The sequence below is a fragment of the Streptomyces sp. NPDC058231 genome, from assembly GCF_042882275.1.
Taxonomy (GTDB): domain Bacteria; phylum Actinomycetota; class Actinomycetes; order Streptomycetales; family Streptomycetaceae; genus Streptomyces.
Genome location: NZ_JBHVWN010000045.1, coordinates 25713 through 48472 on the forward strand (window position 1 = coordinate 25713; position 22760 = coordinate 48472).

Sequence of the window (22760 nt, forward strand, 5' to 3'; positions counted from 1 at the left end):
CCATGACCACCCCCCATGATCCGTACGTGCGGGTGCGAGGCGCCCGCGAGCACAATCTGCAGGACGTCCACGTCGACATCCCGCGTGACACGCTGACCGTCTTCACCGGCGTCTCCGGTTCCGGTAAGTCCTCCCTCGCCTTCGGCACGATCTACGCCGAGGCCCAGCGCCGCTACTTCGAGTCCGTCGCCCCGTACGCCCGCCGTCTGATCCATCAGGTCGGTGCGCCGAAGGTCGCGGAGATCACCGGGCTGCCGCCCGCGGTCTCCCTGGAGCAGCGCCGCTCCGCGCCCGGCGCGCGTTCCTCCGTGGGCACGGTCACCACACTCTCCAACTCGCTGCGGATGCTGTACTCGCGCGCCGGGGACCACCCGGCCGGCGCCGAGCGGCTGGACTCCGACGCGTTCTCGCCGAACACCGCCGCCGGAGCCTGCCCCGGGTGTCACGGGCTGGGCCGGATCCACCGCACCACCGAGGAGCTCCTCGTACCCGACCCCGCGCTGTCGGTGCGGGACGGAGCGATCGCCTCCTGGCCGGGCGCCTGGCAGGGCAAGAACCTGCGCGATGTGCTGGACGCCCTGGGGTACGACATCGACCGGCCGTGGCGCGAGCTGGACGCGAAGGACCGGGAGTGGATCCTCTTCACCGACGAGCAGCCGGTGGTGACGGTCCATCCGGTGCGCGACGCGGGCCGGATCCAGCGCCCTTACCAGGGCACGTACATGAGCGCGCGGCGCTATGTGATGCACACCTTCGCGGACTCCAGGAGCCGGACCCTGCGGGCCAAGGCCGAGCGGTTCCTCACCAGCGAGCCGTGCCCCGTCTGTGGCGGCAGCCGGCTGCGCCCGGAGGCGATGGCCGTCACCTTCGCGGGCCGTACGATCGCCGAGCTGGCCGCGCTTCCCCTCGCGTCCCTCGCCGAGGTGCTGTCGGCCGCGGGTGGCGGTGACACCGCGCGGGTGCTGACGACGGATCTGCTGGCCCGGATCGGGACGGTGACCGAGCTGGGGCTGGGCTACCTCAGCCTCGACCGCACGGCACCCACGCTGTCCGCCGGTGAGTTGCAGCGGCTGCGGCTCGCCACCCAGCTGCGGTCGGGACTGTTCGGGGTCGTCTACGTGCTGGACGAGCCCTCGGCGGGTCTGCACCCGGCGGACACCGAGTCCCTGCTCGCGGTGCTCGGCCGGCTGAAGGACGCCGGGAACTCGGTCTTCGTCGTGGAGCACCAGATGGATGTGGTGCGGCGGGCGGACTGGCTGGTCGATGTGGGGCCGCTGGCCGGCGAGCACGGGGGCAGGGTGCTGCACAGCGGCCCCCCGGCCGCACTCGCGGGTGTCGCGGAGTCGGCGACACGGCGGTTCCTCTTCGACGAGGGCCCGGTGCCGGTACGCAAGCCGCGTGCGCCCTCCGGGTGGCTGAGGCTGACCGGTGTCGACCGGCACAATGTGCGCGGGGTGGACGCCGCGTTCCCGCTCGGGGTGTTCACCGCGGTCACCGGGGTCTCCGGCTCGGGGAAGTCGACCCTGGTCGGTCAGGTGCTCGCCGGCGTCCTCGCCGACCGGCAGACCTCCGCCGCCACAGGCGCCCCCGCCGAGCCGCCCGCGCCGGGATGCGCGTCGGCGCAGGGGCTGGAGGCCGTGGACCGTCTTGTCCAGGTCGACCAGAAGCCGATCGGCCGTACGCCCCGCTCCAACCTGGCCACGTACACGGGGCTCTTCGATGCCGTACGGAAGCTGTTCACCGGGACCGGCATGGCGCGCGAGCGCGGTTACCGGGCGGGAAGGTTCTCGTTCAATGTGGCGGGCGGCCGCTGCGAGACCTGCCAGGGCGAGGGGTTCGTCTCCGTCGAACTGCTCTTCCTGCCCAGCACGTACGCGCCCTGCCCGGACTGCCACGGTGCCCGGTACAACCCGCAGACGCTGGAGGTCACACTGCGCGGGCTGAACATCGCGCAGGTGCTGGACCTGACGGTGGAATCGGCGGCCGGGTTCTTCGCGGGAACGCCCGCGGTCGAGCGCAGCCTGCGGACACTCCTCGATGTCGGGCTCGGCTATCTGCGGCTGGGGCAGCCGGCGACCGAGTTGTCGGGCGGCGAGGCGCAGCGGATCAAGCTCGCCACCGAGCTTCAGCGCACCCGTCGCGGACACACCGTGTACCTCCTCGACGAGCCGACGACGGGTCTGCATCCGGCCGATGTCGAGGTGCTGATGCGGCAGTTGCACGGTCTGGTCGACGCGGGCAGCACGGTGGTGGTCGTGGAGCACGACATGGCGGTCGTCGCGGGCTCCGACTGGGTGATCGACCTCGGGCCGGGCGGCGGGGACCGCGGTGGACGGATCGTCGCGGCGGGGCCGCCCGGCGAGGTGGCCCGCGCGACGGAGGGCAGGACTGCACCGTACCTGTCGGCCGCCCTCCGGCTGCCCTGACGGCCGATCGGGTACAACTCCGGCTCAAACGTGCAGAGTTGCCGCTTCAGGCAAGCAACGGGGCACGAATCGGCAAAGAGCATTGACCTCGGTCTGGTCCAGACCAATCATGGGCATGCCACCACGGGCCGCTCGATGCCGTGACGGTACGTGACCCCCGGCCGGGATTCACAGGGAACGGGCCGCGCCCCTCACCGCGCGGCCGAACCGTGCAATCCGCCCGTCGTCCCACCCCGCTGGGAGCATCCCCATGAGACGTTCACGAACAGTCGGCGCAGTCCTCGGCGCCCTGGCCACGGCGGTCGCGTCCGCCGGACTGGTCCTCGGATCGGGCGCCGGCGCGCAGGCCGCCGCGACCGCCGCCACCCCCCTGCCCGCGCATGTCTTCGCCCCGTACTTCGAGGCGTACAACGGTGACAGCCCCGCCGCCCTCTCCGCGGCGTCCGGCGCCAAGTATCTGACGATGGCCTTCATCCAGACCGAAGCCAGTGGTTCCTGCACCCCGTACTGGAACGGCGAGTCCAGCCAGCCCATCGCACAGGCGCAGTTCGGCGCCGACTTCACGACCATGCGGTCGCGTGGCGGCGATGTGATTCCGTCGTTCGGCGGGTACGCGGCCGACAACGGCGCCACCGAGATCGCCGACAGCTGCACCAGCGTCGACTCCATCGCCGCGGCGTACGAGAAGGTCATCACGACGTACGACGTGTCCCGCCTCGACATGGACATCGAGGACAACTCGCTGACGAACAGCGCCGGGATCGACCGGCGCAACAAGGCCATCAAGAAGGTGCAGGACTGGGCCGTCGCCAACGGCCGGTCGGTGCAGATCTCCTACACCCTGCCCACCACCACGAGCGGGCTCGCCGACAGCGGTCTCGCGGTCCTGCGGAACGCCGTGTCCAACGGCGCCAAGGTCGATGTCGTGAACCTCATGACCTTCGACTACTACGACGGCGCCGCGCACAACATGGGCACGGACACCCAGACCGCGACGTCGGGCCTCCACGACCAGCTGGCCGGGCTGTACCCCGGAAGGACGTCCGCGCAGCTGTGGGCCATGGTCGGCGTCATCGAGATGCCCGGCATCGACGACTACGGGCCTGCCGAGACGTTCACCACCGCCGATGCCACCTCGGTCTACAACTGGGCCGTCTCCAAGGGCATCGGAACCCTGTCCTTCTGGGCGCTGCAGCGCGACAACGGCGGCTGCCCCGGCACCGGCGGCAGCGACTCCTGCTCCGGCATCGCGCAGGACACCTGGTACTTCTCACACACCTTCGCCCCCTTCACGGGTGGCGGGGGGACACCCGTGACGGACGACTTCTCGGTGGCCGTCGCACCCGGATCGGCAACGGTCGCCCCGGGCGGCTCCACCACGGCCACGGTGAACACCGCGGTCACCTCAGGCAGTGCCAGGACCGTCGCGCTGACGACGAGCGGGGCGCCCACCGGAGTGACGGCGACGCTCAGCCCGGCCTCGGTCACCGCGGGCGGCACCTCGCAGCTGACCGTCGGCGCGTCCGCGTCCGCGGCCCCCGGCACGTACGCCGTCACGGTGAAGGGAACCGCCGGCACGCTCACCCACTCGGTCACCTTCACGCTCACGGTGTCCGGACCCGGAGGCGGTACGGGGGCACTGGTGAACGGCACCTTCGAGTCCGGCTCGCTCAGCCCGTGGAACTGTGAGAGCGGCGGCGCCGTCGTCTCCACCCCGGTGCACAGCGGTTCGCACGCGGTGGCGGCGGTGGCCACCGCCTCACAGACCGGCGAGTGCACGCAGCAGCTGACCCTGTCCCCCCACACCAAGTACACGCTGAGCGGCTGGCTCCAGGGCAACTACGGCTACCTGGGCGTGCGGGGCGACGCGACGGCCAGCACCTGGGGTTCGTCGAGCGGCTGGGCCAAGCAGACGGTGGCCTTCACCACTGGTTCCACAGGTTCGGTGACGGTCTATCTGCACGGCTGGTACGCCCAGGGCACGGTCTACGGCGACGACATCGCCGTCACCTCCTGACGATCGGGCAGCCAGGAATCCCGGTCCCGGGAGCGGGCGGCTCCCGGGACCGGGTACGCCTCGTCACCGTGTGCGGTACGCGAAGGTGGCTCCGGAAGTTGACGGAACGTCAGCCCTCAGCGGCGTACTTTTCGGGTCGCCCGCAGCCATTCCCTGTTCATCGCCGAGATAGACGGCAACGGGATGCCCTTCGGGCAGGCCGTGGCGCACTCCCCGGTGAGCGTGCAGCCGCCGAAGCCCTCGCTGTCCATCTGGTCGACCATGTCGAGCACCCGGGTCTCACGTTCCGGGGCGCCCTGCGGCAGCACATTGAGGTGGTTGATCTTCGCCGAGGTGAAAAGCATCGCCGAGCCGTTGGGGCAGGCCGCCACGCACGCACCGCAGCCGATGCACTCGGCGTGCTCGAAGGCGAAGTCGGCGTCGGGTTTGGGCACGGGGGTGGCGTGGGCGTCGGGCGCGGTGCCGGTCGGTGCGGAGATGTAGCCGCCCGCCTGGATGATCCGGTCGAAGGCCGAGCGGTCCACGACCAGGTCCTTGACGACCGGGAAGGCCGAGGCGCGCCACGGCTCGATGTCGATGGTGTCGCCGTCCCGGAAGGACCGCATGTGGAGCTGGCAGGTGGTGGTGCGTTCCGGGCCGTGCGCGTCGCCGTTGATGACGAGGCTGCACGCGCCGCAGATGCCTTCGCGGCAGTCGTGGTCGAAGGCGACCGGATCGTCACCGGCGAGGATGAGCTCCTCATTGAGGGTGTCGAGCATTTCGAGGAACGACATGTCCTGCGAGATGCCGTCCACCTGGTAGGTGGACATGGCGCCGGGGGCGTCTGCGTTCTTCTGGCGCCAGACGCGCAGGGTGAGCTTCATGCGTAGCTCCGCTGAGTGGGGTGGACGTACTCGAAGACGAGGTCTTCCTTGTGCAGGACGGGGGCGTCGCCGGTGGCAGTGAACTCCCAGGCGGCGGCGTACGAGAACTCCTCGTCGCGGCGGGCGGCTTCGCCGTCCGGGGTCTGCGACTCCTCACGGAAGTGGCCTCCGCAGGACTCCGCGCGGTGCAGGGCGTCGAGGCACATGAGCTCGGCGAGCTCCAGGTAGTCGACGATGCGGTTCGCCTTCTCCAGCGACTGGTTGAACTCGTCGCCGGTGCCGGGCACCTTGATGCGGTGCCAGAACTCCTCGCGGATCTGCGGAATCCGGTCGAGGGCCTTGCGCAGCCCGGTCTCGGTGCGGGCCATACCGCAGTACTCCCACATGAGTTCGCCGATCTCGCGGTGGAAGGAGTCGGGGGTGCGGTCGCCGTCGACGGCGAGCAGCAGATTCAGCCGGTCCTCGGTCTCCGCGAGGGCCTCCTCCACGGCGGGGTGGGAGACGTCGACCTCGTCGTGGTGCGGATTGCGGGCCAGGTAGTCGTTGATGGTCGACGGGAGGACGAAGTAGCCGTCGGCGAGGCCCTGCATCAGCGCCGAGGCGCCGAGGCGGTTGGCTCCGTGGTCGGAGAAGTTCGCCTCGCCGATCGCGAAGAGGCCCGGGATCGTGGTCTGGAGGTCGTAGTCGGCCCAGAGCCCACCCATCGTGTAATGCACGGCCGGGTAGATCCGCATCGGGGTCTCGTAGGGATTCTCCGCGGTGATCCGCGCGTACATGTCGAAGAGGTTGCCGTACTTCTCCTCGACCTTGGCCCTGCCCATCCGCTGGACGGCCTCCGCGAAGTCGAGGTAGACGCCCTGACCGCCGGGGCCGACGCCGCGCCCCTCGTCGCAGACGTTCTTCGCGGCGCGGGATGCGATGTCACGCGGGACGAGATTGCCGAAGGCGGGGTAGATGCGCTCCAGGTAGTAGTCGCGCTCGTCCTCCGGGATCTCGCCGGGCGGCCGGTTGTCTCCCTTCGCCTTCGGGACCCAGATCCGGCCGTCGTTGCGCAGCGACTCGCTCATCAACGTCAGCTTGGACTGGTGGTCGCCGGTGCGCGGGATGCAGGTGGGGTGGATCTGGGTGAAGCAGGGGTTGGCGAAGTAGGCGCCGCGCCGGTGGGCGCGCCAGATGGCGGTGGCGTTGGAGTTCATGGCGTTCGTCGACAGGTAGAAGACGTTCCCGTAGCCGCCGCTGGCCAGCACGACCGCGTCGGCGAAGTACGTGTCGATCTTCCCGGTGACCAGGTCGCGGGCGACGATGCCCCGGGCCTTGCCGTCGACGATGATCAGGTCGAGCATCTCGGTCCGCGCGTGCAGCTCGACGTTGCCCGCGGCGATCTGCCGGGAGAGCGCCTGGTAGGCGCCGAGGAGGAGCTGCTGCCCGGTCTGGCCGCGGGCGTAGAAGGTACGGGAGACCTGGACGCCGCCGAAGGAGCGGTTGTCGAGGAGGCCGCCGTACTCGCGGGCGAAGGGGACGCCCTGGGCGACGCACTGGTCGATGATCTCCACGGAGATCTGGGCGAGCCGGTGGACGTTGGACTCGCGGGCGCGGAAGTCGCCGCCCTTGACCGTGTCGTAGAAGAGCCGGTGGATCGAGTCGCCGTCGTTGCGGTAGTTCTTCGCGGCGTTGATACCGCCCTGGGCGGCGACGGAGTGGGCGCGACGCGGTGAGTCCTGGAAGCAGAACTGGACGACGTGGTAGCCCTGTTCGGCAAGTGTCGCACCGGCCGAGCCACCGGCCAGGCCGGTGCCGACGACGATGACGGTGTGCTTGCGCCGGTTGGCCGGGTTGACGAGTTTGGCCTCGAAGCGGCGGGTGTCCCAGCGTTCGGCGACGGGGCCGTCGGGGGCCTTGTCGTCGACGACGGGTACGCCGGTCTCGTAGTGCGCGTAGTCGGTCATATCAGCTCACCACTCCGGTCATGACGGCGACGGGCACGGAGATGAAGCCGGCCGTCAGCACCAGCGCAAGGGCGTTGGCAAGGGTCTTGAGAACACGGTCACGGGTCGCGTTGCCCGCGCCGAGGGTCTGCGCGGCGCTCCAGAATCCGTGCTGGACATGCAGGCCGAGGGCGAGCATGGCGACGATGTAGATGACGTCGCCGTACCAGGTGGAGAAGGTGTCGACGACGTTCTGGTAGGGGTGCCCGGCCTGGAAGCCGCCGGAGTGCACGTTGCCCGTGGTCAGGTCGAGGATGTGCCAGACGATGAACAGGGCGAGGATGATCCCGCCCCAGCGCATGGTGCGGGTGGCATAGCTCGCACGGGGCTTCCGGTGGACGTACTTGCTGGGCCTGGCCCTGATGTCGCGGCGGCTCAGCTGGTACGCGGAGGTGGCGTGCAGCACGACCGCCGCGACGAGCACCACGCGGACGATCCACAGCGCCCACTCGTAGTGCAGGAAGGGCTCCCCCATGGTCCGCAGCCAGTGGGCGTAGTGGTTGAACTCCCCGGAGCCGAAGAAGATCTTGAGGTTGCCGATCATGTGGACGACCAGGTAACCGAGCATGATCAGGCCGCTCACAGCCATGATCGTCTTCTTGCCGACCGACGAGTCCCAGAGCGTGCGCGTCATGGACGGCCGTCGGTCCGTCCGTGTTGCCGATGCCATGGACCCGACGCTAGGGCCGGAGGGCCCTATCAGTCCAAGACATGGTTCGCCTCATGTCCATAGGCCTTGGCTATCAGGCGGGCTAGGCTGGGTGCATGCAGCTCCAGCAGCTCACCTATTTCGTGGCCGTTGCCGAGACGCGGCACTTCACCCGCGCCGCGGAGGAGGTGCACGTCTCGCAACCCTCGCTCTCCCAGCAGATCAGGGCACTGGAGAACGAGCTGGGGGCGGAGCTGTTCAGCCGGGCCCGCGGCAACATCACGCTGACCGACGCGGGCGAGGCGCTGCTCCCGCTGGCCCGCCGGATCCTTGCCGACGCCGACACCGCACGCCACGAGGTGCAGGAACTCGCTCAGCTGCGCCGGGGCCGGGTCAGGCTCGGTGCGACGCCGAGCCTCTGCACGGGGCTGTTGCCCGATGTGCTGCGCGCCTTCCACGATCAGCACCCGGGGATCCAGCTGCTGCTGGAGGAGGGCGGCTCGCTCGACCTCGTACGGGGGCTGGCGCGTGGCGCCCTCGACCTCGCGCTGGTGGTGCTGCCGCTGCCCGCCGCGTCTCCCGCCCTGACCACGGTGGAGCTGTTCCAGGAGGACCTGGTGGTGGTCTCGTCGGCGCGGGCCCCGCGTCCGGGGAAGGGCGGCAGCGTACGGATCGCGGATCTGGAGGGTGAGCCGATGGTGATGTTCCGGCACGGCTACGACCTGCGGGAGCTGACGGTGGCCGCCTGCCGGGCGGAGGGGTTCGAACCGTCCTTCACGGTGGAGGGCGGCGAAATGGACGCGGTGCTCGGATTCGCGCGGGCGGGGCTCGGCTTGGCCGTGGTGCCGAGCATGGTGGCGACGCGGGCGGGGCACGATCTGCGGACCACGCGGCTGGCCCGACCGGGCCTGCGGCGCACCATCGCGCTGGCGCACCGCAGTGACGTGGCGCCCCCTCGGGCGGCGCGTGAGCTGCAGCAGGTGCTGCTGGCGAGCCGGCCCGACCCGGGCTGAGGGCTGCACGGGATCCGCGGCCGCGGCGCGTCTCGGGCGCCGGGCCGTGGCCGGACGGGCTGGAGGGCGGAGCGGCCCGTCCGGCATCGAGGTACGGGACCTCCGGCCGGGCGCCCCGTTCAGATCGCGTCGGCCAGCAGCAGCGAATGGATCCGGTCCGGCGCGCCGGGGCGCGCGTAGTACCAGCCCTGAGCGGTGTCGCAGCCCAGGTTCCGCAGCTGCTCGGCCTGGGCTCCGGTCTCCACGCCCTCCACGGTCACCGCCAGGTCCAGGCTGTGCGCCAGCGAGACGATCCCCTCGACGATCTTCAGGTCGACCGGGTCGGCGGGGTGTTGCTGCATGCCCCGGGTGAAGGAACGGTCCAGCTTGAGCACGCTCACCGGCAGCCGGCGCAGATTGGCCAGATTCGAGTAGCCGGTGCCGAAGTCGTCGAGCGCTATGTCGACGCCCATCTCGGCCAGTTGCCGCAGCGGTTTGAGCAGATCGTCCTCGGCGCCGATGAGCGCGGACTCGGTGACCTCCAGGCAGAGCGCCGCCGGCTCCAGCCCCGAGCGCTCCAGCACGTCGACCGTCTCGGCGACCAGCCGGGGGTGGTGCAGCTGGGTCGGCGACAGATTGACGTTGATCCGCAGCGGACCGCCGTCGCTGTGCCGCTCCTGCCAGAAATTGGCCTGCCGTACGGACTCCTCCAGCACCCACCGCCCGAGCGGCACGATCAGCCCGGTGTGCTCGGCGAGCGGAATGAACCGGTCCGGGCCGAGCACTCCGTGCTGCGGATGGCACCAGCGCACCAGCGCCTCCGCGCCGTGGACCGAGCCGTCGTCGAGGTGCACGAGCGGCTGGTACTCGATGAAGAACTCACCGCGCTCCAGGGCGGCGGGCAGCGCGGTGGTCAGTCCGTGCCGGGTGATGGCGCGGGCGTCCGCCTCGGCGTCGGCGAGCTCGAAACGGTTGCCGCCCGCCGACTTGGCCCGGTACATGGTGATGTCGGCGCTGCGCAGCACCTCCGCGGCGGTGCGTTCGCCCGCCGGTCCTTCGACGACGCCGATCGAGCCGCGTACGGTCAGTTCGCGGCCGTCGAGCCGGATCGGGGTGCCGAGAACGCCCAGGATCCGGCAGGCCAGTTCGTCGACCTCCGCCTCGGTGTTCGGACCGGTGGTCAGCGCGACGAACTCGTCGCCGCCGAGCCGCGCCACCATCTCGCCGGGCGCGGTCGCACAGCTCTGCAGCCGGTCGGCGACCTCGACGAGCAGCCGGTCCCCCGCCGCGTGCCCCAGGCTGTCGTTGATCGCCTTGAAGCCGTCGAGGTCGAGGTAGCAGAGCCCGAACCGGCTGCCGTCGTCGGTGGACAGCGCCTTCTCCAGCCGTTCGAAGAACAGCGTCCGGTTCGGCAGCCCGGTGAGCGCGTCGTGGGTGGCCTCGTAACGCAGACGGAGATTGAGCAGTCTGCGCTCCGTGGTGTCCTCCATCAGCGCCAGCTGGTACTGCGGCCGGCCCTCGGGGTCACGGAGCAGCGACACCGTGAGATTGGTCCACAGGACGGTGCCGTCGTTGCGGTAGTACGGCTTCTCGACCCGGTAGTGCTCGCGCTCGCCGCGCACCAGCTCGTCGTAGTACTTCCACACGTGCGGGGAGTCCTCGGGGTGGACCCACTCATTGACCTTGTGGCTGCGGACGTGATGGTCGAGCCCGCCGAACATCCGGGTCAGGGTGTCGTTGACCTCCAGCACGTTGCCGTCCAGGTCGGCGATGCCGATGCCGACGGCAGCGTCCTTGAATACGGCTTGAAACCGCGCCTCGGTGGCGTGCAGGGCCTGCTCGGCGTGGGAGCGGGCGACGAGCGCCGAGCGGGCGATCGCCTCCTGCTCGGCGAGGGTCCGCTCGCGCAGGGCCTGGGTGAAGCCGCCCGCGAGGGCATGCTGGATCCGGGCGCAACGGGCCCTGCTGTCCTCGGTCGACAGGGTCACCGGGCCGTTGCCGCCGCAGTAGAGCACGAGGTACGAGTCGATGACGCCGAGCGTGGAGCTGAGCGCGTCCGGATCGGTGCAGTGCGCCTCGACGAGGGCGGCTCCCACCTGGTTCGCGGGTGCCGGGTCGAAGGGCCGCGCGTGCAGGACGTCACTCATCCTGCGGGCGAGCGGCAGCAGATGCTGTTCGAACTCCGGGCGGGTCATGGAGGTGGCCGTGGAAGGGAAGATCGCCCGGCTCCAGATGGTGGCGAATCTTCGGAGCCGGTCCTCGGGACCGTCCGGCTCCGCGTCCGGTGCCCCGGACGCCTGGGCGGGAATGCTCACGCCTTGCGTCCCACTCCGCCGAAGCCCGAGAAGGCATACGGGTCTTCCTGCTCCCGCGCGGCGGGTGAGTCGGGGCGCCAGTCGGGCATCGACACGAGGCCGGGCTCGACCATCTCGTACCCCTCGAAGAACCGGCCGATCTCTTCGCGCGACCGCATGATCAGCGGGTTGCGGATGTCCCGGTAGACGCCGACCGCTCCGCCCGCCTCCTCGCGGGCGAGCGGGACGCCCTCGTACGAGGCATGGGTGAGGACGAGCAGGCTGCCGGGGGCGAGAGCCTCGGTCAGCTCGGCGATCGCCGACTGCGGATCGTCCGCGTCCTCGATGAAATGGAGGACGGCGACGAGCAGCAGCGCCACCGGACGGTTCAGGTCGAGAACTTCGTTGACCTCGGAGTTCTTCAGGATCTCCTGCGGGCGGCGCAGATCGGCGTTCGCGATCACCGCCCGGTCGTTGCCCTCGAGTACGGCCTGGCTGTGCGCGACCGCGACGGAGTCGTGGTCGACATACGCCACTCGCGCCTCGGGATCGGCGGCCAGAGCGACTTCGTGGACATTACCGAAGGTCGGTATGCCGGAACCGATGTCCAGGAACTGAGTGACGCCCTCACTCACGGCGTGGCGGACGGCCCTGCGCATAAAGGCGCGATTGGCCTGCATGATCTTGGGAAGCCCCGGCATGAACTCCATGGCCTTGCGGGCAGCTTCCCGGTCCACCTCGAAATTGTGCGAGCCGCCCAGGTAGAAGTCATACATGCGGGACACGCTCGGCACCGAAATGTCAATGCCTTGCGGTGCCCAGGCGGGACGCTCCATCGATGTCTCCAACAAGTCGCCACGGCGATCCGGCCATGTTCATGGTCAGTGTTGACCAGAGGCTACTGATCGACCGCCAGGAGAGCGAGCGGAAACGGAAATTCGCGGTCCGTTATTGGTCACACGCCAGTGGCATGTGCAACCGGCCCGTCGCTAAGTGTGACATTCGGCGACGGGCCGGCCGGAAGCGGTTGCCACGTGTCTACTTCGCGGCGCCTACAAGCTTCGCTTCGGGCGTCACCGCGTACCATGTGCCCCCGACACCCTGGCCGTTGGTGTCACCCGGCTTCGTGTCACCGGAGAAAGTATAGATGGGCCAGCAGTCGATGGCCTGCTGCTTGAGACCGTCGGGCCGATTGAAGGTGACAAAGCCCTTGGTGGTGACGCCCTTGACGTCATTCTTGGTCAGTGGGGCGACAACCGGCCACTTCGAGAGACAGGCTCCGGTGCAGGCGGACTTCATCGGCCAGGCAGAGTCCTTCTTGAACCGGTAGACCGTCATGCCGCGCTTGTCGACGACGATGTTGCCGAGTTCCGGATCCTTCCGGACCGAAAGCCCGGCGAGATCCGCCTGCTCGCCGCCGGTGGAATCTGCGGTGTTCACCGCCGCCTTCTTGCCGTCCGGCGCTGCGGCGAACCAGGTGCCTCCCACGCCCTGACCATTGGCGTCACCCGGCTCGGCGTCCTTGGCGTACCGGTACATCGGCCACCCGGCAATGGTGAGTTGCTGGGTGCCGTCCGCGCGGGTGACCTTGCCGATCAGCGCCGCGTCGGTACCGGCGGCAGCCGTGACATTCCCCGCGGGAACAACCGGCCAGGCCTTCGCACAATCGCCCTCACAATTCGACTTGGGCGGACTCGCGGTGTCCTTGTCGAAACGGTAGAGAGTGAATCCCTCGCTGTCCGTCACGACCTTGCCGAGTTTCTTGCTGTCCCAGACAGCGAGCTGTCCGGCCTGCTTCGACGTGGCTGTCCCGGCAGCGGAATCGGATCCGTAGCCGCTGTCGGAGCCGTAACCGCTGCCGGCCTGCCCGGCCGGACTCGCGTTGCCCACGTTCTGCCCGTTGGGGGACGAGGTGCCCTGCTCCTGACCGCACGCCGTCGTCAGCGCCAACAGGGCAGCCGCGGTCACCGCGAGCGAGGCGTTCCGCCAGGTGTTCATGTCAACTCCCGTGATTCTCAAGCCAGTTGTGACGCGATCCCGCGCCGTTCATGGCCCTAGGTACGGGCGGTGGGTGCTTCTTTGTTCAACGCGTTCGCAGAATTTCCCCGAGCCGCAAACCCGCCACACCCCAGGTCCCCTCCATCAGGGGAATCCGGACCGTGATCCGCGTGCCGTGCGACCAGCCGGAACATGCTCCCCGTCGTGTACGGATCGCTCATCGGGCGGCTCACCGCAGCCGTCGCACTCATCTGGCTCCTGACCGCCCCGGTGCCCGCGGCGGCCGACAACTGCTCGTACGCCTCGATCGGGGACGGCGGCGGCAATTCGTCGGTCGCCACATCGGGCGACGGCCACTGCCAGGCGGGCCCGGCTCCCAGACCCACTCCGCGACCTGAGCCGCCACCACCCCCACCCCCACCCCCGCCACCCCCGCCTCCACCTCCACCGCCGCCCCCGCCGCCTCCTCCGCCGCCCGCACCGGCGCCGCCGCCTCCCGCGCCTCCCGCGCCTTCCGTACGCCCGACGCCGCCCGCACCAAAGCCCGTGGCGATCCCCGACTACCGCAGACCGCCGCGCAAGGTCCCGAAGCACGGCGCCTCCCTGGTCACGCTCACCCTGCTGATCACCGCCCCGGCGGTGTTCGCCGTCGCCGTGCTACGTCCCCGCTCCCGCTGACCTGATGACCGGATGACCTACGGAGAAGCCCATGTCGGAATGGCTTGTTCTCTCTATCGCCATGGCCGCGGCCTGCGCCGTCGTGCTCACCATCGCCGTTCTCAACAATCGCCGTATCGGGGAGGATGACGACCCGTCCGAGACCCCCGATGTGATCGAGTACATGACGATGATGATCGGAGTGGTCTACGCCATCGTGCTCGGCCTCGCCATCGCCGGCGTCTGGGAGGGGCGCAGCGCCGCCCAGGAGTACGTACGCCAGGAGGCCCAGGCCCTGCACGAGGTGAACGTCAGGTCGTCGGTCTACCCGGCGGAGGTGCACAACCGGATCCGCGCCGACGTCGACGCGTACGTCGGCCATGTCGTCCACAAGGAATGGAAGGTGATGGCCGAACACGGCGATCTCACCGACAAGGGCACCGAACTCCTCGCCCGGGTACGCGCCGACGTCACCGACTACAAGCCGAGGACCGACCATGAGGGACAGGCATATCAGCCGCTGGTCGATCAGGTCGCCGCTGCCGACGACGCACGCAGCGCCCGGGGGCAGAGCGCCGGCGCCACCATGCCGGGGGTGGTCTGGTTCGGTCTGATCATCGGAGCACTGGTGACCGTCGGGCTGATCTTCACACTCCAGATCCGCAGAACGTTCCGGGAACTGCTCCTGGCCGGACTGTTCAGTGTGCTCATCGCCTTCCTGCTCTTCCTGATCTGGGACTTCGACTCCCCCTTCGGCCGCGGGATCTCGGCGACCGCGGCCCCGTTCCTCGCCCTCTTTCCCCACGTGTCGGGCTGACCGGCGTCCGACACGTCCCGATGGTGCGCCGCCCGAGGGACAACGCTGCCCCATTCGCCGGACCCCGATCGCGGGCCGCATGCGGCACTTCTAGCGTTTCCGTCATCGAGGCGCACGTGCGACGTCGTACGGAAACCCGTTCCGCAGCCGCTCCTCGGCGAACCGGAGGATTCACCATGCGCGCCGTACGCATCGCATCCGTCGCCCTGCTCGGCGCCGTCGCCCTGGCCCTGACCGCACCGGCCGCGACGCCGTACGCCTCGCCCCGGGGAAGCACGACCGGACCCGCCGTCACTCCTTCGGTCATCGCGCCGGGCGGTCAGGTCACGCTCACCGCGCAAGGGTGTTCAAGAGCGGCGGCGGCCCGCTCGGACGTCTTCGACAGCGTCGACATCCCCCCGGGCGGCAGCGTCACGGCCACCGTCGCCGATGATGCCGTAGGCGGTTCCGTCCATGAAGTGACGTTCATCTGCAACTCGTCGCCGACCGCCAGGGCGAAGGTCGCTCTCACCATCGCCACCACTGCCCCCGCCGCCGGCTCCCCGGCGCCGGAGGCGGTGCAGGGTGGCCTCGGCAACGGCATCGCAGGGCTGAACACCGCAGAGGCGGCGGGCGGAGCCGCGCTGTTGGTGGTCGCGGCCGCCCGCGCCGTCTTCGTGACGCGCCGCCGCAAGCAGGGCCGCGGCCACTGAACGGGGCGAACGCCTGTCGCCCGCGCCCGGCTCCAGGCCCGGGCGACAGGCGCAGCCGGTGCCGGGACTCTTCGGACGGCGGGCTCGTCGGGCGGGATTCCCCTGGGGCGATGATGCGGCAACACGCCGACCGCGCCACCCCCGTGATCCCGCGCAAAGCTCTCCATGACGGCAGAGCTGACGAATCCGCAGGTGACACGCTGTCAGGCAGCCCATCGGTTCGGCACTCCGCCGAGCGGGGCCCTCCCGGCAGCCACCCGTTCGCCCCTTCCTGATCGCCGCCCGTCCGCTGCGCCCTTAGCCTTCCAGACGTCGGGACGAAGGGAGAACCATGGGCCGGGACCAGTGGCGCGTCGAGCGGACCAGATACTCGCCCTGGGGCGCACTCGCGTTGGTGCTGCTCACCGGCCTCGCACTGGTGCGGAACGGGCCGGGCCTCCCCCCGGACCCGCCCCGGCCCGCCGTCGCCCCGTCCGGCCGTCACCCGGGGAGCGCAGGGGCGCTCGCCGAGGGGGCCTCGGTGCGGTCGCCGGCTCACCCGGCCGCCTCGCGCGTGGTCATCCCGTCGCTCCGGGTCGATGCCCCGATCATCGAGACGAACCCGAGCGGAAACGACCGGATCGAGCCACCGGCTCCGGGAGAACCCGGTCTCGCCGGCTGGTACCGCAACGGCGTCGCGCCGGGGCAGCCGGGCACCTCGGTACTGGTCGGGCGGGCCGACAGCACGGCGGGCCGCGCCGTCTTCCACGGTGTCGGCTCACTCAGGAAGGGCAGCCGCATCGAGGTGTCCCGCCCCGACGGCACGGCCGCGGTGTTCGAGCTCTACGGAGTCGAACTGCTCTCCAGGACCCGTTGCCCCGGCCCCCGGGTGCACGGCGGCACCGGAAGGGCCGAGCTTCGGATCATCTCCTGCGGCGGCACGACGGCCGACGGGCACGACCGCGGAACCGTCGTCGTCCTCGCCCGCCTGGTCACGTCCGGCCGACCCGCGGCGACCGGCAGCCGACGGGCCGTCACCGGCGGTGCGGCACCGTGATCCGGTAGCCCTCGTCGAGCAGCTCCGGAAGATATCTGCGCAGCGCGGCGACACTCTGCGAGCGGTCTCCGCCGGCGTCGTGCGACAGGACCACGGCGCCGGGCGCGGCCCCCTCCCGGATCCGGCGGACGATGCTGGTCACGCCGGGCTCCGTCCAGTCCAGACTGTCCACGGTCCACGCCATCGGCTCCATGTCCATGGCTGCACCGATCTCGAAGGTGTCGCGGTTCCAGGCTCCGTACGGCGCCCGGCACCAGAGCGGCGGAGCGCCCGTGAGCTTCTCGATGACATCGCCGGTACGACCCAGCTCGTCCCGGATGCGGGCCCGCGAGAGCTCCGTGAACAACGGGTGGGCCCATGAGTGGTTGCCGATGGTGTGCCCGTCGTCCGCGATCGCCCGCACCAGATCCGGATTGCCGTCGGCCATCTCCCCGCAGAGGAAGAACATCGCGCGGACGTCGTGCGTGCGCAGGATGTCGAGGATGTGCGGGGTGTGCAGCGGGTCGGGACCGTCGTCGAAGGTGAGCACCATGGCATGGCCGATGTCGGGCACTTCCTCGAACGGCCTGGTGCGGACCGGCGCCGGCCGGAACCGGGGCGCGGCATCCGTGGTCACGGGCTGTGGCCGGTGTGCGGAGAGCGCGGCCGGGAGAGCGGTCAGCGGCCCGACGGCCCCTGCCGGCTCCATCGCGGCCCGGTCCGGAGCGCCGGCCGAATCTGCGGCAATCATGTGCAAGACAGTAGCGGCGGCGAGCCGGCCGCCATCCGCAGCATCGTCCTGCGGCCGACCGGCCTCTGATCAATCTGCATGCCCCACTGCTCGCATGCCGGCTCTCCCACCCCGCTCGACGACACCGGATGCGAGGCGGCTCGCACCCGATCGAGGGAACGCATCAACGGGGTCCGTCACTCCCGGGTCCGGCCTGCCGGGCAGCCCGCGGCGGACGCGCCGGTGGGAGCGGCTAACCTCACTGCCGTGACAGACCAGCAGCCCCACCAGTTCGAACGCGGCACGGACGGACCCAAGGTGATCGTCGCGGGCCTCGACGGCTCCGAGTCCTCGATGCGTGCCGCCGCGTACGCCGCCGGGCTCGCACGGCGCCAGAACGCCATGCTCGCCCTCGTCTACGTCCAGCCGGTGATGCCTGCGGGGGCCGCACTCGGCGCACCGGTCGCCGACACGACCGGCGAGGTGGCGGAGGGGCTGGTGAGCGAGATCCGCTCGGCGACGGAGCGGCTGAAGGACATATGGAATGTGCGCTGGGAGTTCCACACCTTCCGCGGCGACCCGTACAACGGGCTGGTCACCGCGGCCGATGAGCTGAAGGCGGATGCCGTCGTGGTGGGGGCGTCGGAGTCGGCGGGGCACCGCTTCATCGGTTCGGTGGCGATCCGGCTGGTGAAGGCGGGGCGCTGGCCCGTCACCGTCGTTCCGTAGCGCGCACGCCGCACGCGGGTGGGCGGCCGCCGTCGGACTTCCGCCGGCCGCGACGGACTTCGCCGGGCGGCGAGCAGCCACAGGGCCGGGGGTCACGGACCGTGACGGTCGAGGCCCGCTCCCCGGTCGCACCGGAGCCCGGCCGCCTGCTCGCTCGCCGCAGCGCCCGGGGGACCGCCTGCGGCCGGGCCGGCACACCCGCGCCTCGCCCGCTCGCCGTCGCGTCGCAACCGCCGGGCCGTTCACCGCCCGCCCGGCACTCGCCCGACCGTTCACCGCACCACTCGCCGCTCCGTGCGACCGCTCGTCGCATGTCCCGGTGCACCTTCTGTTCGCCGCGGCCCGGATGCGTTCGTATACGGCGCAGAGAGCGGCGAGGCGGCAGCGGCCTCCGCGGGAAAGGGCGTTCACGATGACCATGACGACGACCGATGAGCGGGCCCTGGCGGAGTTGCAGCGCCGACACGGTCCCGCCCTCCTCCACTTCCTGCTCGGCCTGACCTTCGGTGACCGGCAGCGGGCCGAGGATCTGCTCCAGGAAACGCTCGTACGGGCCTGGCAGCATCCCGAGGCGTTCGACGGTCCGTACGAGTCGATGCGGCCCTGGCTCTTCACGGTCGCGCGGCGTCTGGCGATCGACGCGCGCAGGTCCCGGCAGGCCAGGCCGGCAGAGGTCGGTGACCTCGCCCTGCAGAGCGCGCCGGTCCGGGAGGACACGGCGGAGGTGACCGTCGCCGCGCTCGATGTCCGCGAAGCGGTCCGGACGCTGAGCCCGGAGCACCGTGCGGTGCTGGTGCAGATCTACTTCCGCGGTCTGAGCGTGGCCGAGACCGCCCGGGCGCTGGGCATACCGGTGGGCACCGTCAAGTCCCGCTCCTACTACGCCCTGCGTCTGCTCTCCCGCAGCCTTCCCGGCTATTCCAGCAGGTCCTTCGCGCCGAGCAGCCCGAGCAGGGACACCGCTTCGGCGACCTCCAGGTAGTCGGCTGCGCAGCCGTCGCAGCTCTGCAGGTGCCGCGCGACCGGCCGGGCCTCCCCGTCGGTGAGCGCATCGAGCACATAGGCACCGAGCAACTGCCGCACATGCGGGCCCTCCGGGGGATCGGTGGTCATCGAAACCTCCTGTCTGTGACGGATCGGGCCGGACGGATCCTGCATTTCTGGCCACGCGGGGCGTCCTCCCCCGGTTCAATGCTGCGTGAAGCCCGGTGCCGAACACAGAAAGAGGCGAGACGGGATGCGTCCGGAACGTGCCGATGGGGCCGGTGGGGGCGGGCTCCTGGTCCCGATGGCCTGGATGTACGCGGAGTACATCGCCGACGAACTGCTGCGGACCGGTGATCTGATGGAGCCGGCGACACTGGAGTACCGCGCGGGGCGCGACGCCCTGGCCCTGACCATCTTCCTCTCCGACGGGGCGGTGGCCGATGTGCTGCCCGCGACCGGGATGATGGACGAGCTGCGTCTGCTGACGGCGTACGGAAGCGCCTGGCGGAGCTGGGTGTGCGAACAGCTCGACACGCTGAGTGCGGAGGCCGCGCCGGACGGCGGCCGGGGCGGGCCCGATCCCGATCTGGCGCTGGCCCGGGCGGCGTGGCGGTGGCTGGACGAGACCGAACTGCTCGCGGCCGACCTGGATGCGATCGGCCCACCGCCGTGGGAACCGGTCGGCGTCGAGGACGACGAGCAGGGGGCCGAGGGAACGGCCCAGGTGTGGACCCCCGCCTGGCAGCTGGGGCTGCCGCTCGGTCATCTCGCGATCCATCTGTACTGAACCGGCCGGTGTCCGCCGGTTATGAGCCGTGCACCCCGGCGCGGTACTTCGGCAGGCGTACCGTGATCCTCATCCCGGCACCGATGCCCGTCTCGATGACGAGCCCGTAGTCGTCGCCGTAGACCTGGCGCAGCCGCTCGTCGACGTTGAGCAGACCGATGCCGGTGGAGGAACCGCCCTCGCCGCGCAGGATGTTCCGCAGCCGTTCCGGGTCCATTCCGGCGCCGTCGTCCTCGATGACGACCTCGGCCTCCGATCCCGCGTCCAGGGCGCTGATGGTGATACGGAGCGGGGTCTCCCCCGCTCGGTCCGGCCCCGGGGCGCGGGGAAGGGTGACCGCGCCTTCGAGGCCGTGCTTGACGGCGTTCTCCACCAGCGGCTGGAGGCAGAGGAACGGCAGCGCCACGGGCAGCACTTCGGGGGCGACCTGGAGGGTGACCGCGAGCCGTTCGCCGAACCGGGCCCGTACGAGAGCCAGATACTGGTCTATGGAGTGCAGCTCGTCGGCGAGGGTGGTGAAGTCGCCGTGGCTGCGGAAGGAATACCGGGTGAAGTCGGCGAACTCCAGCAGGAGTTCACGCGCCTGCTCGGGGTCGGTCCGGACGAACGAGGCGATTGCGGCGAGGGAGTTGAAGATGAAGTGCGGGGAGATCTGGGCACGCAGGGCCCTGATCTCGGCCTCGATGAGCTGGGTGCGGGACCGGTCGAGTTCGGCGAGTTCCAGCTGTACGCAGACCCAGCGGGCCACCTCTCCGGCCGCCCGGGCCAGCACCGCGGACTCGCGCGGGGCGTAGGCGATCAGGGTGCCGAGAACCCGGTGGTCGACGGTCAACGGCACCGCGACGGCCCAGCGCAGCGGGCAGTCCAGGTCCTCGCAGTCGCTGTGGAAGGCGGTGTTCCGGCCACCGTCGAGTACGCCCCGCACCCGGTCCATGACATGGCTGCCGTGATGGTCGCCTTCACCGTCCCAGACGAGCACCCGTTCCCGGTCGGTGAGGCAGAGCGCGTCGGTGCCGAGCAGGGAGCGCAGCCGTCGGGCGGACTTGCGGGCGCTCTCCTCGGTCAGTCCGGCGCGCAGCGGGGGCGCGGCCAGCGAAGCGGTGTGCAGGGTCTCGAAGGTGGCGTGCTCGACGGGGGTGCCGACATCACTGGTACGCACGGGGCGGGCGGTCCGGCGGCCGATCAGGAAGCCCGCCGAGAGCAGCAGGATCACCAGCAGGACGAGTACGGCGTACACGGGGCCGCTCATCGGTGTCCCCCGGTCATCGGTGTCTCTTCGTCATCGGTGTCTCCCGGGCATCAGCGCTTCCGGCAGATGGAAACGGGTCATCGCCGCGTTGGTGCCGGCAGGTATCCGGGCAGGCGTGGCGAGCGAGACCAGGACCATCGCGAGGAAGCCGACCGGCACCGACCAGACGGCCGGCCAGGCGAGCAGCGTGTGCGGCCAGCCGGGCGGCCGTACCGCGCCGCTGACGGTGATGGCGACGGACAGGAACGCGGAGCCGCCACCGAGCACCAGTCCGGCGATCGCGCCCGGCGGGGTGAGCCGCCGCCACCAGATACCGAGGACCAGCAACGGACAGAAGGAGGACGCCGATACGGCGAAGGCCATGCCCACCGAGTCGGCCACCGGCACCCGGCTGACCATCAGCGAACCGGCCAGCGGGACACACATGGCCAGGACGGTCGCCAGCCTGAAGTGCCTTACCCCTCGTGACGGCAGGACATCCTGGGTGATGACTCCGGCGACGGCCATGGTGAGCCCGGAGGCGGTCGACAGGAACGCGGCGAAGGCACCGCCGGCGATGAGCGCGCCGAGCAGTTCCCCGCCGAGCCCGCCGACGGCCTGACCCGGCAGCAGCAGCACGGCGGCGTCCGCGTCCCCGCCGTGGATCAGCTCGGGGGCGTAGAGCCTGCCCAGCGCGCCGTAGACGGGCGGCAGCAGATAGAAGACGCCGATCAGGGCGAGGACGGCGACGGTGGTACGGCGGGCGTCGCGGCCGTTCGGGCTGGTGTAGAAGCGGACGACGACGTGCGGCAGCCCCATCGTGCCGAGGAACGTGGCGATGATCAGCCCGTAGGTCGCGTACAGCGGATGGTCGGCGCGGAAGACGGAGAGCCGCTCGTCGAAAGTGACACGCGGCCGCCCGTCGCTCTGCCAGGCGAGCACCAGGAAGATCGCGGGTACGAGCAGCGCGGTCAGCTTCAGCCAGTACTGGAAGACCTGGACGAAGGTGATGGACCGCATGCCGCCTGCGGCGACGGCGACCACGACGACGGACGCGACGAGTACGTCGCCGAGCCACCCGGGCGCACCGGTGAGGATCTTCAAGGTGAGTCCTGCGCCCTGGAGCTGGGGTACGAGGTAGAGCCAGCCCGCCCCGACGACGAGAACGCTCACCATCCTGCGCACCTGCCGCGATTCGAGCCGGCCCTCGGCGAAGTCCGGCAGGGTGTACGCCCCGGAGCGGCGGAGCGGTGCGGCGACGAAGACCAGCAGCACCAGATAGCCGGCGGTGTAGCCGACCGGATACCAGAGCATGTCGGGGCCGTGCACGAGCACCAGTCCCGCGATGCCGAGGAAGGAGGCGGCGGAGAGGTACTCACCGCTGATCGCGGCGGCGTTGAGCCGAGGGCGCACGGTGCGGGAGGCGACGTAGAAGTCCGAGGTGGTACGCGAGATGCGCAGCCCGAAGCCGCCGACCAGCACGGTGGTGAGCACCACGGCGGCGACGGCCGCCACCGCGTAGGTCCGGGTCACTGCGCGGGGCGGCCTTCCACGAGCCGGGCGAAGTCGCGCTCATTGCGTTCGGCGCGCCGCACGTACCACCAGCCGATCAGGGTCAGCGGCGGATAGGCGGCGAATCCGAGCACCGCCCAGACGACAGCGGCGCTGTCCAGCGCGGCGAAGACCAGCGGCAGCGTGCCGACGACCACGGCGAGGACGGTGAACGCGGTGAGTCCGGCGCGCAGTTGGCTGCGCATCAGCGAGCGGACATAGGCACCGCCGAGCGCGGTCTGCTCGTCGATCTCCGACAAGGTGCGGTAGCGGGGCAGCGGACGCACCCGCCGGGGCTCCCCCGTCACCACTTCGCGCCGGGGCGTCGACTCTGCGGACATGG

General features: G+C 70.6%; 20 protein-coding genes and 1 pseudogene. 10 read left to right on the forward strand and 11 right to left on the reverse strand.

Annotated elements, in window-relative coordinates; genetic code table 11:
- The first annotated feature begins 2 nt into the window (after window positions 1–2).
- Complete coding sequence (gene uvrA, locus ACFVXE_RS26055; protein WP_389674601.1) at window positions 3–2426, forward strand: excinuclease ABC subunit UvrA; 2424 nt, start codon at window positions 3–5, stop codon at window positions 2424–2426.
- 250 nt (window positions 2427–2676) lie between these two features.
- Window positions 2677–4443: a glycosyl hydrolase family 18 protein gene (locus ACFVXE_RS26060; RefSeq protein ID WP_389674603.1), complete on the forward strand. Its 1767-nt coding sequence runs from the start codon at window positions 2677–2679 to the stop codon at window positions 4441–4443.
- 116 nt (window positions 4444–4559) lie between these two features.
- Here ACFVXE_RS26060 and ACFVXE_RS26065 read toward each other — a convergent pair whose 3' ends face one another.
- The 3 genes from ACFVXE_RS26065 to ACFVXE_RS26075 are packed head-to-tail and all read right to left on the reverse strand — an operon-like array spanning window position 4560 to window position 7961.
- Entirely contained in the window at window positions 4560–5306 is a 747-nt protein-coding gene (locus tag ACFVXE_RS26065) for a succinate dehydrogenase/fumarate reductase iron-sulfur subunit (protein WP_389674605.1), read from the reverse strand.
- Window positions 5303–7252, reverse strand: coding sequence for a fumarate reductase/succinate dehydrogenase flavoprotein subunit (locus tag ACFVXE_RS26070; protein WP_389674606.1), 1950 nt, complete (start codon window positions 7250–7252; stop codon window positions 5303–5305). Before ACFVXE_RS26070 ends, ACFVXE_RS26065 begins: the two co-directional genes overlap by 4 nt.
- Before the next feature lies 1 nt (window position 7253).
- Window positions 7254–7961: a succinate dehydrogenase gene (locus tag ACFVXE_RS26075; RefSeq protein WP_389674608.1), complete on the reverse strand. Its 708-nt coding sequence runs from the start codon at window positions 7959–7961 to the stop codon at window positions 7254–7256.
- Window positions 7962–8056: 95 nt separating this feature from the next.
- Here ACFVXE_RS26075 and ACFVXE_RS26080 point away from each other — a divergent pair, with 95 nt between their 5' ends.
- A complete protein-coding gene (locus ACFVXE_RS26080; protein ID WP_389674610.1) occupies window positions 8057–8953 on the forward strand; it encodes a LysR family transcriptional regulator in 897 nt (298 codons plus the stop codon).
- A 119-nt stretch (window positions 8954–9072) separates the two neighbouring features.
- On the opposite strand, the gene ACFVXE_RS26085 is transcribed toward ACFVXE_RS26080, so the two are convergent.
- The 3 genes from ACFVXE_RS26085 to ACFVXE_RS26095 form a co-directional block, all read right to left on the reverse strand.
- Window positions 9073–11247 carry a putative bifunctional diguanylate cyclase/phosphodiesterase gene (locus tag ACFVXE_RS26085; protein WP_389674612.1) on the reverse strand — a complete coding sequence of 725 codons (2175 nt, stop codon included), beginning with the start codon at window positions 11245–11247 and terminating at the stop codon, window positions 9073–9075.
- Window positions 11244–12062 carry an SAM-dependent methyltransferase gene (locus ACFVXE_RS26090; RefSeq protein ID WP_389674614.1) on the reverse strand — a complete coding sequence of 273 codons (819 nt, stop codon included), beginning with the start codon at window positions 12060–12062 and terminating at the stop codon, window positions 11244–11246. Before ACFVXE_RS26090 ends, ACFVXE_RS26085 begins: the two co-directional genes overlap by 4 nt.
- A gap of 202 nt (window positions 12063–12264) precedes the next feature.
- The gene (locus tag ACFVXE_RS26095) at window positions 12265–13224 is read right to left on the reverse strand and encodes an SCO0930 family lipoprotein (protein WP_389674615.1); all 960 of its coding nucleotides are present in this window, start codon (window positions 13222–13224) and stop codon (window positions 12265–12267) included.
- A gap of 546 nt (window positions 13225–13770) precedes the next feature.
- On the opposite strand from ACFVXE_RS26095, the gene ACFVXE_RS26100 reads away from it, so the two are divergent.
- From ACFVXE_RS26100 to ACFVXE_RS26115, 4 genes are all read left to right on the forward strand, one after another.
- Window positions 13771–13902 carry a hypothetical protein gene (locus ACFVXE_RS26100; RefSeq protein WP_389674617.1) on the forward strand — a complete coding sequence of 44 codons (132 nt, stop codon included), beginning with the start codon at window positions 13771–13773 and terminating at the stop codon, window positions 13900–13902.
- Window positions 13903–13933: 31 nt separating this feature from the next.
- A complete protein-coding gene (locus ACFVXE_RS26105) occupies window positions 13934–14698 on the forward strand; it encodes a hypothetical protein (RefSeq protein ID WP_389674618.1) in 765 nt (254 codons plus the stop codon).
- Between the two features lie 176 nt (window positions 14699–14874).
- Window positions 14875–15390, forward strand: coding sequence for a hypothetical protein (locus ACFVXE_RS26110; protein ID WP_389674619.1), 516 nt, complete (start codon window positions 14875–14877; stop codon window positions 15388–15390).
- 331 nt (window positions 15391–15721) lie between these two features.
- Entirely contained in the window at window positions 15722–16426 is a 705-nt protein-coding gene (locus ACFVXE_RS26115) for a sortase domain-bontaining protein (RefSeq protein ID WP_389674620.1), read from the forward strand.
- Here ACFVXE_RS26115 and ACFVXE_RS26120 read toward each other — a convergent pair.
- Window positions 16404–17236 (reverse strand): annotated as a pseudogene (locus tag ACFVXE_RS26120) (polysaccharide deacetylase family protein). The gene ACFVXE_RS26115 and the pseudogene ACFVXE_RS26120 overlap by 23 nt on opposite strands.
- Before the next feature lie 166 nt (window positions 17237–17402).
- Here ACFVXE_RS26120 and ACFVXE_RS26125 point away from each other — a divergent pair.
- Together ACFVXE_RS26125 and ACFVXE_RS26130 are read left to right on the forward strand one after the other, a co-directional pair.
- A complete protein-coding gene (locus tag ACFVXE_RS26125; RefSeq protein ID WP_389674622.1) occupies window positions 17403–17864 on the forward strand; it encodes a universal stress protein in 462 nt (153 codons plus the stop codon).
- A 412-nt stretch (window positions 17865–18276) separates the two neighbouring features.
- A complete protein-coding gene (locus ACFVXE_RS26130; RefSeq protein ID WP_389674623.1) occupies window positions 18277–18846 on the forward strand; it encodes a sigma-70 family RNA polymerase sigma factor in 570 nt (189 codons plus the stop codon).
- Here the strand turns inward: ACFVXE_RS26130 and ACFVXE_RS26135 are convergent.
- Window positions 18780–18977: a zf-HC2 domain-containing protein gene (locus tag ACFVXE_RS26135; protein ID WP_389674624.1), complete on the reverse strand. Its 198-nt coding sequence runs from the start codon at window positions 18975–18977 to the stop codon at window positions 18780–18782. The genes ACFVXE_RS26130 and ACFVXE_RS26135 overlap by 67 nt on opposite strands.
- A 124-nt stretch (window positions 18978–19101) precedes the next feature.
- Here ACFVXE_RS26135 and ACFVXE_RS26140 point away from each other — a divergent pair, with 124 nt between their 5' ends.
- On the forward strand, window positions 19102–19638 hold the full coding sequence (locus ACFVXE_RS26140) for a hypothetical protein (protein ID WP_389674626.1): 537 nt from the start codon (window positions 19102–19104) through the stop codon (window positions 19636–19638).
- A 19-nt stretch (window positions 19639–19657) separates the two neighbouring features.
- Here the strand turns inward: ACFVXE_RS26140 and ACFVXE_RS26145 are convergent, their stop codons facing one another.
- The 3 genes from ACFVXE_RS26145 to ACFVXE_RS26155 are packed head-to-tail and all read right to left on the reverse strand — an operon-like array spanning window position 19658 to window position 22758.
- Window positions 19658–20887 (reverse strand): sensor histidine kinase, encoded by a 1230-nt coding sequence (locus ACFVXE_RS26145; RefSeq protein ID WP_389674627.1) that lies wholly within the window; start codon window positions 20885–20887, stop codon window positions 19658–19660.
- 30 nt (window positions 20888–20917) lie between these two features.
- Window positions 20918–22399, reverse strand: coding sequence for a cation acetate symporter (locus tag ACFVXE_RS26150; RefSeq protein WP_389674629.1), 1482 nt, complete (start codon window positions 22397–22399; stop codon window positions 20918–20920).
- Complete coding sequence (locus ACFVXE_RS26155; protein ID WP_389674630.1) at window positions 22396–22758, reverse strand: hypothetical protein; 363 nt, start codon at window positions 22756–22758, stop codon at window positions 22396–22398. The genes ACFVXE_RS26150 and ACFVXE_RS26155 overlap by 4 nt, the downstream gene beginning before the upstream one ends.
- Between the last annotated feature and the right edge of the window lie 2 nt (window positions 22759–22760).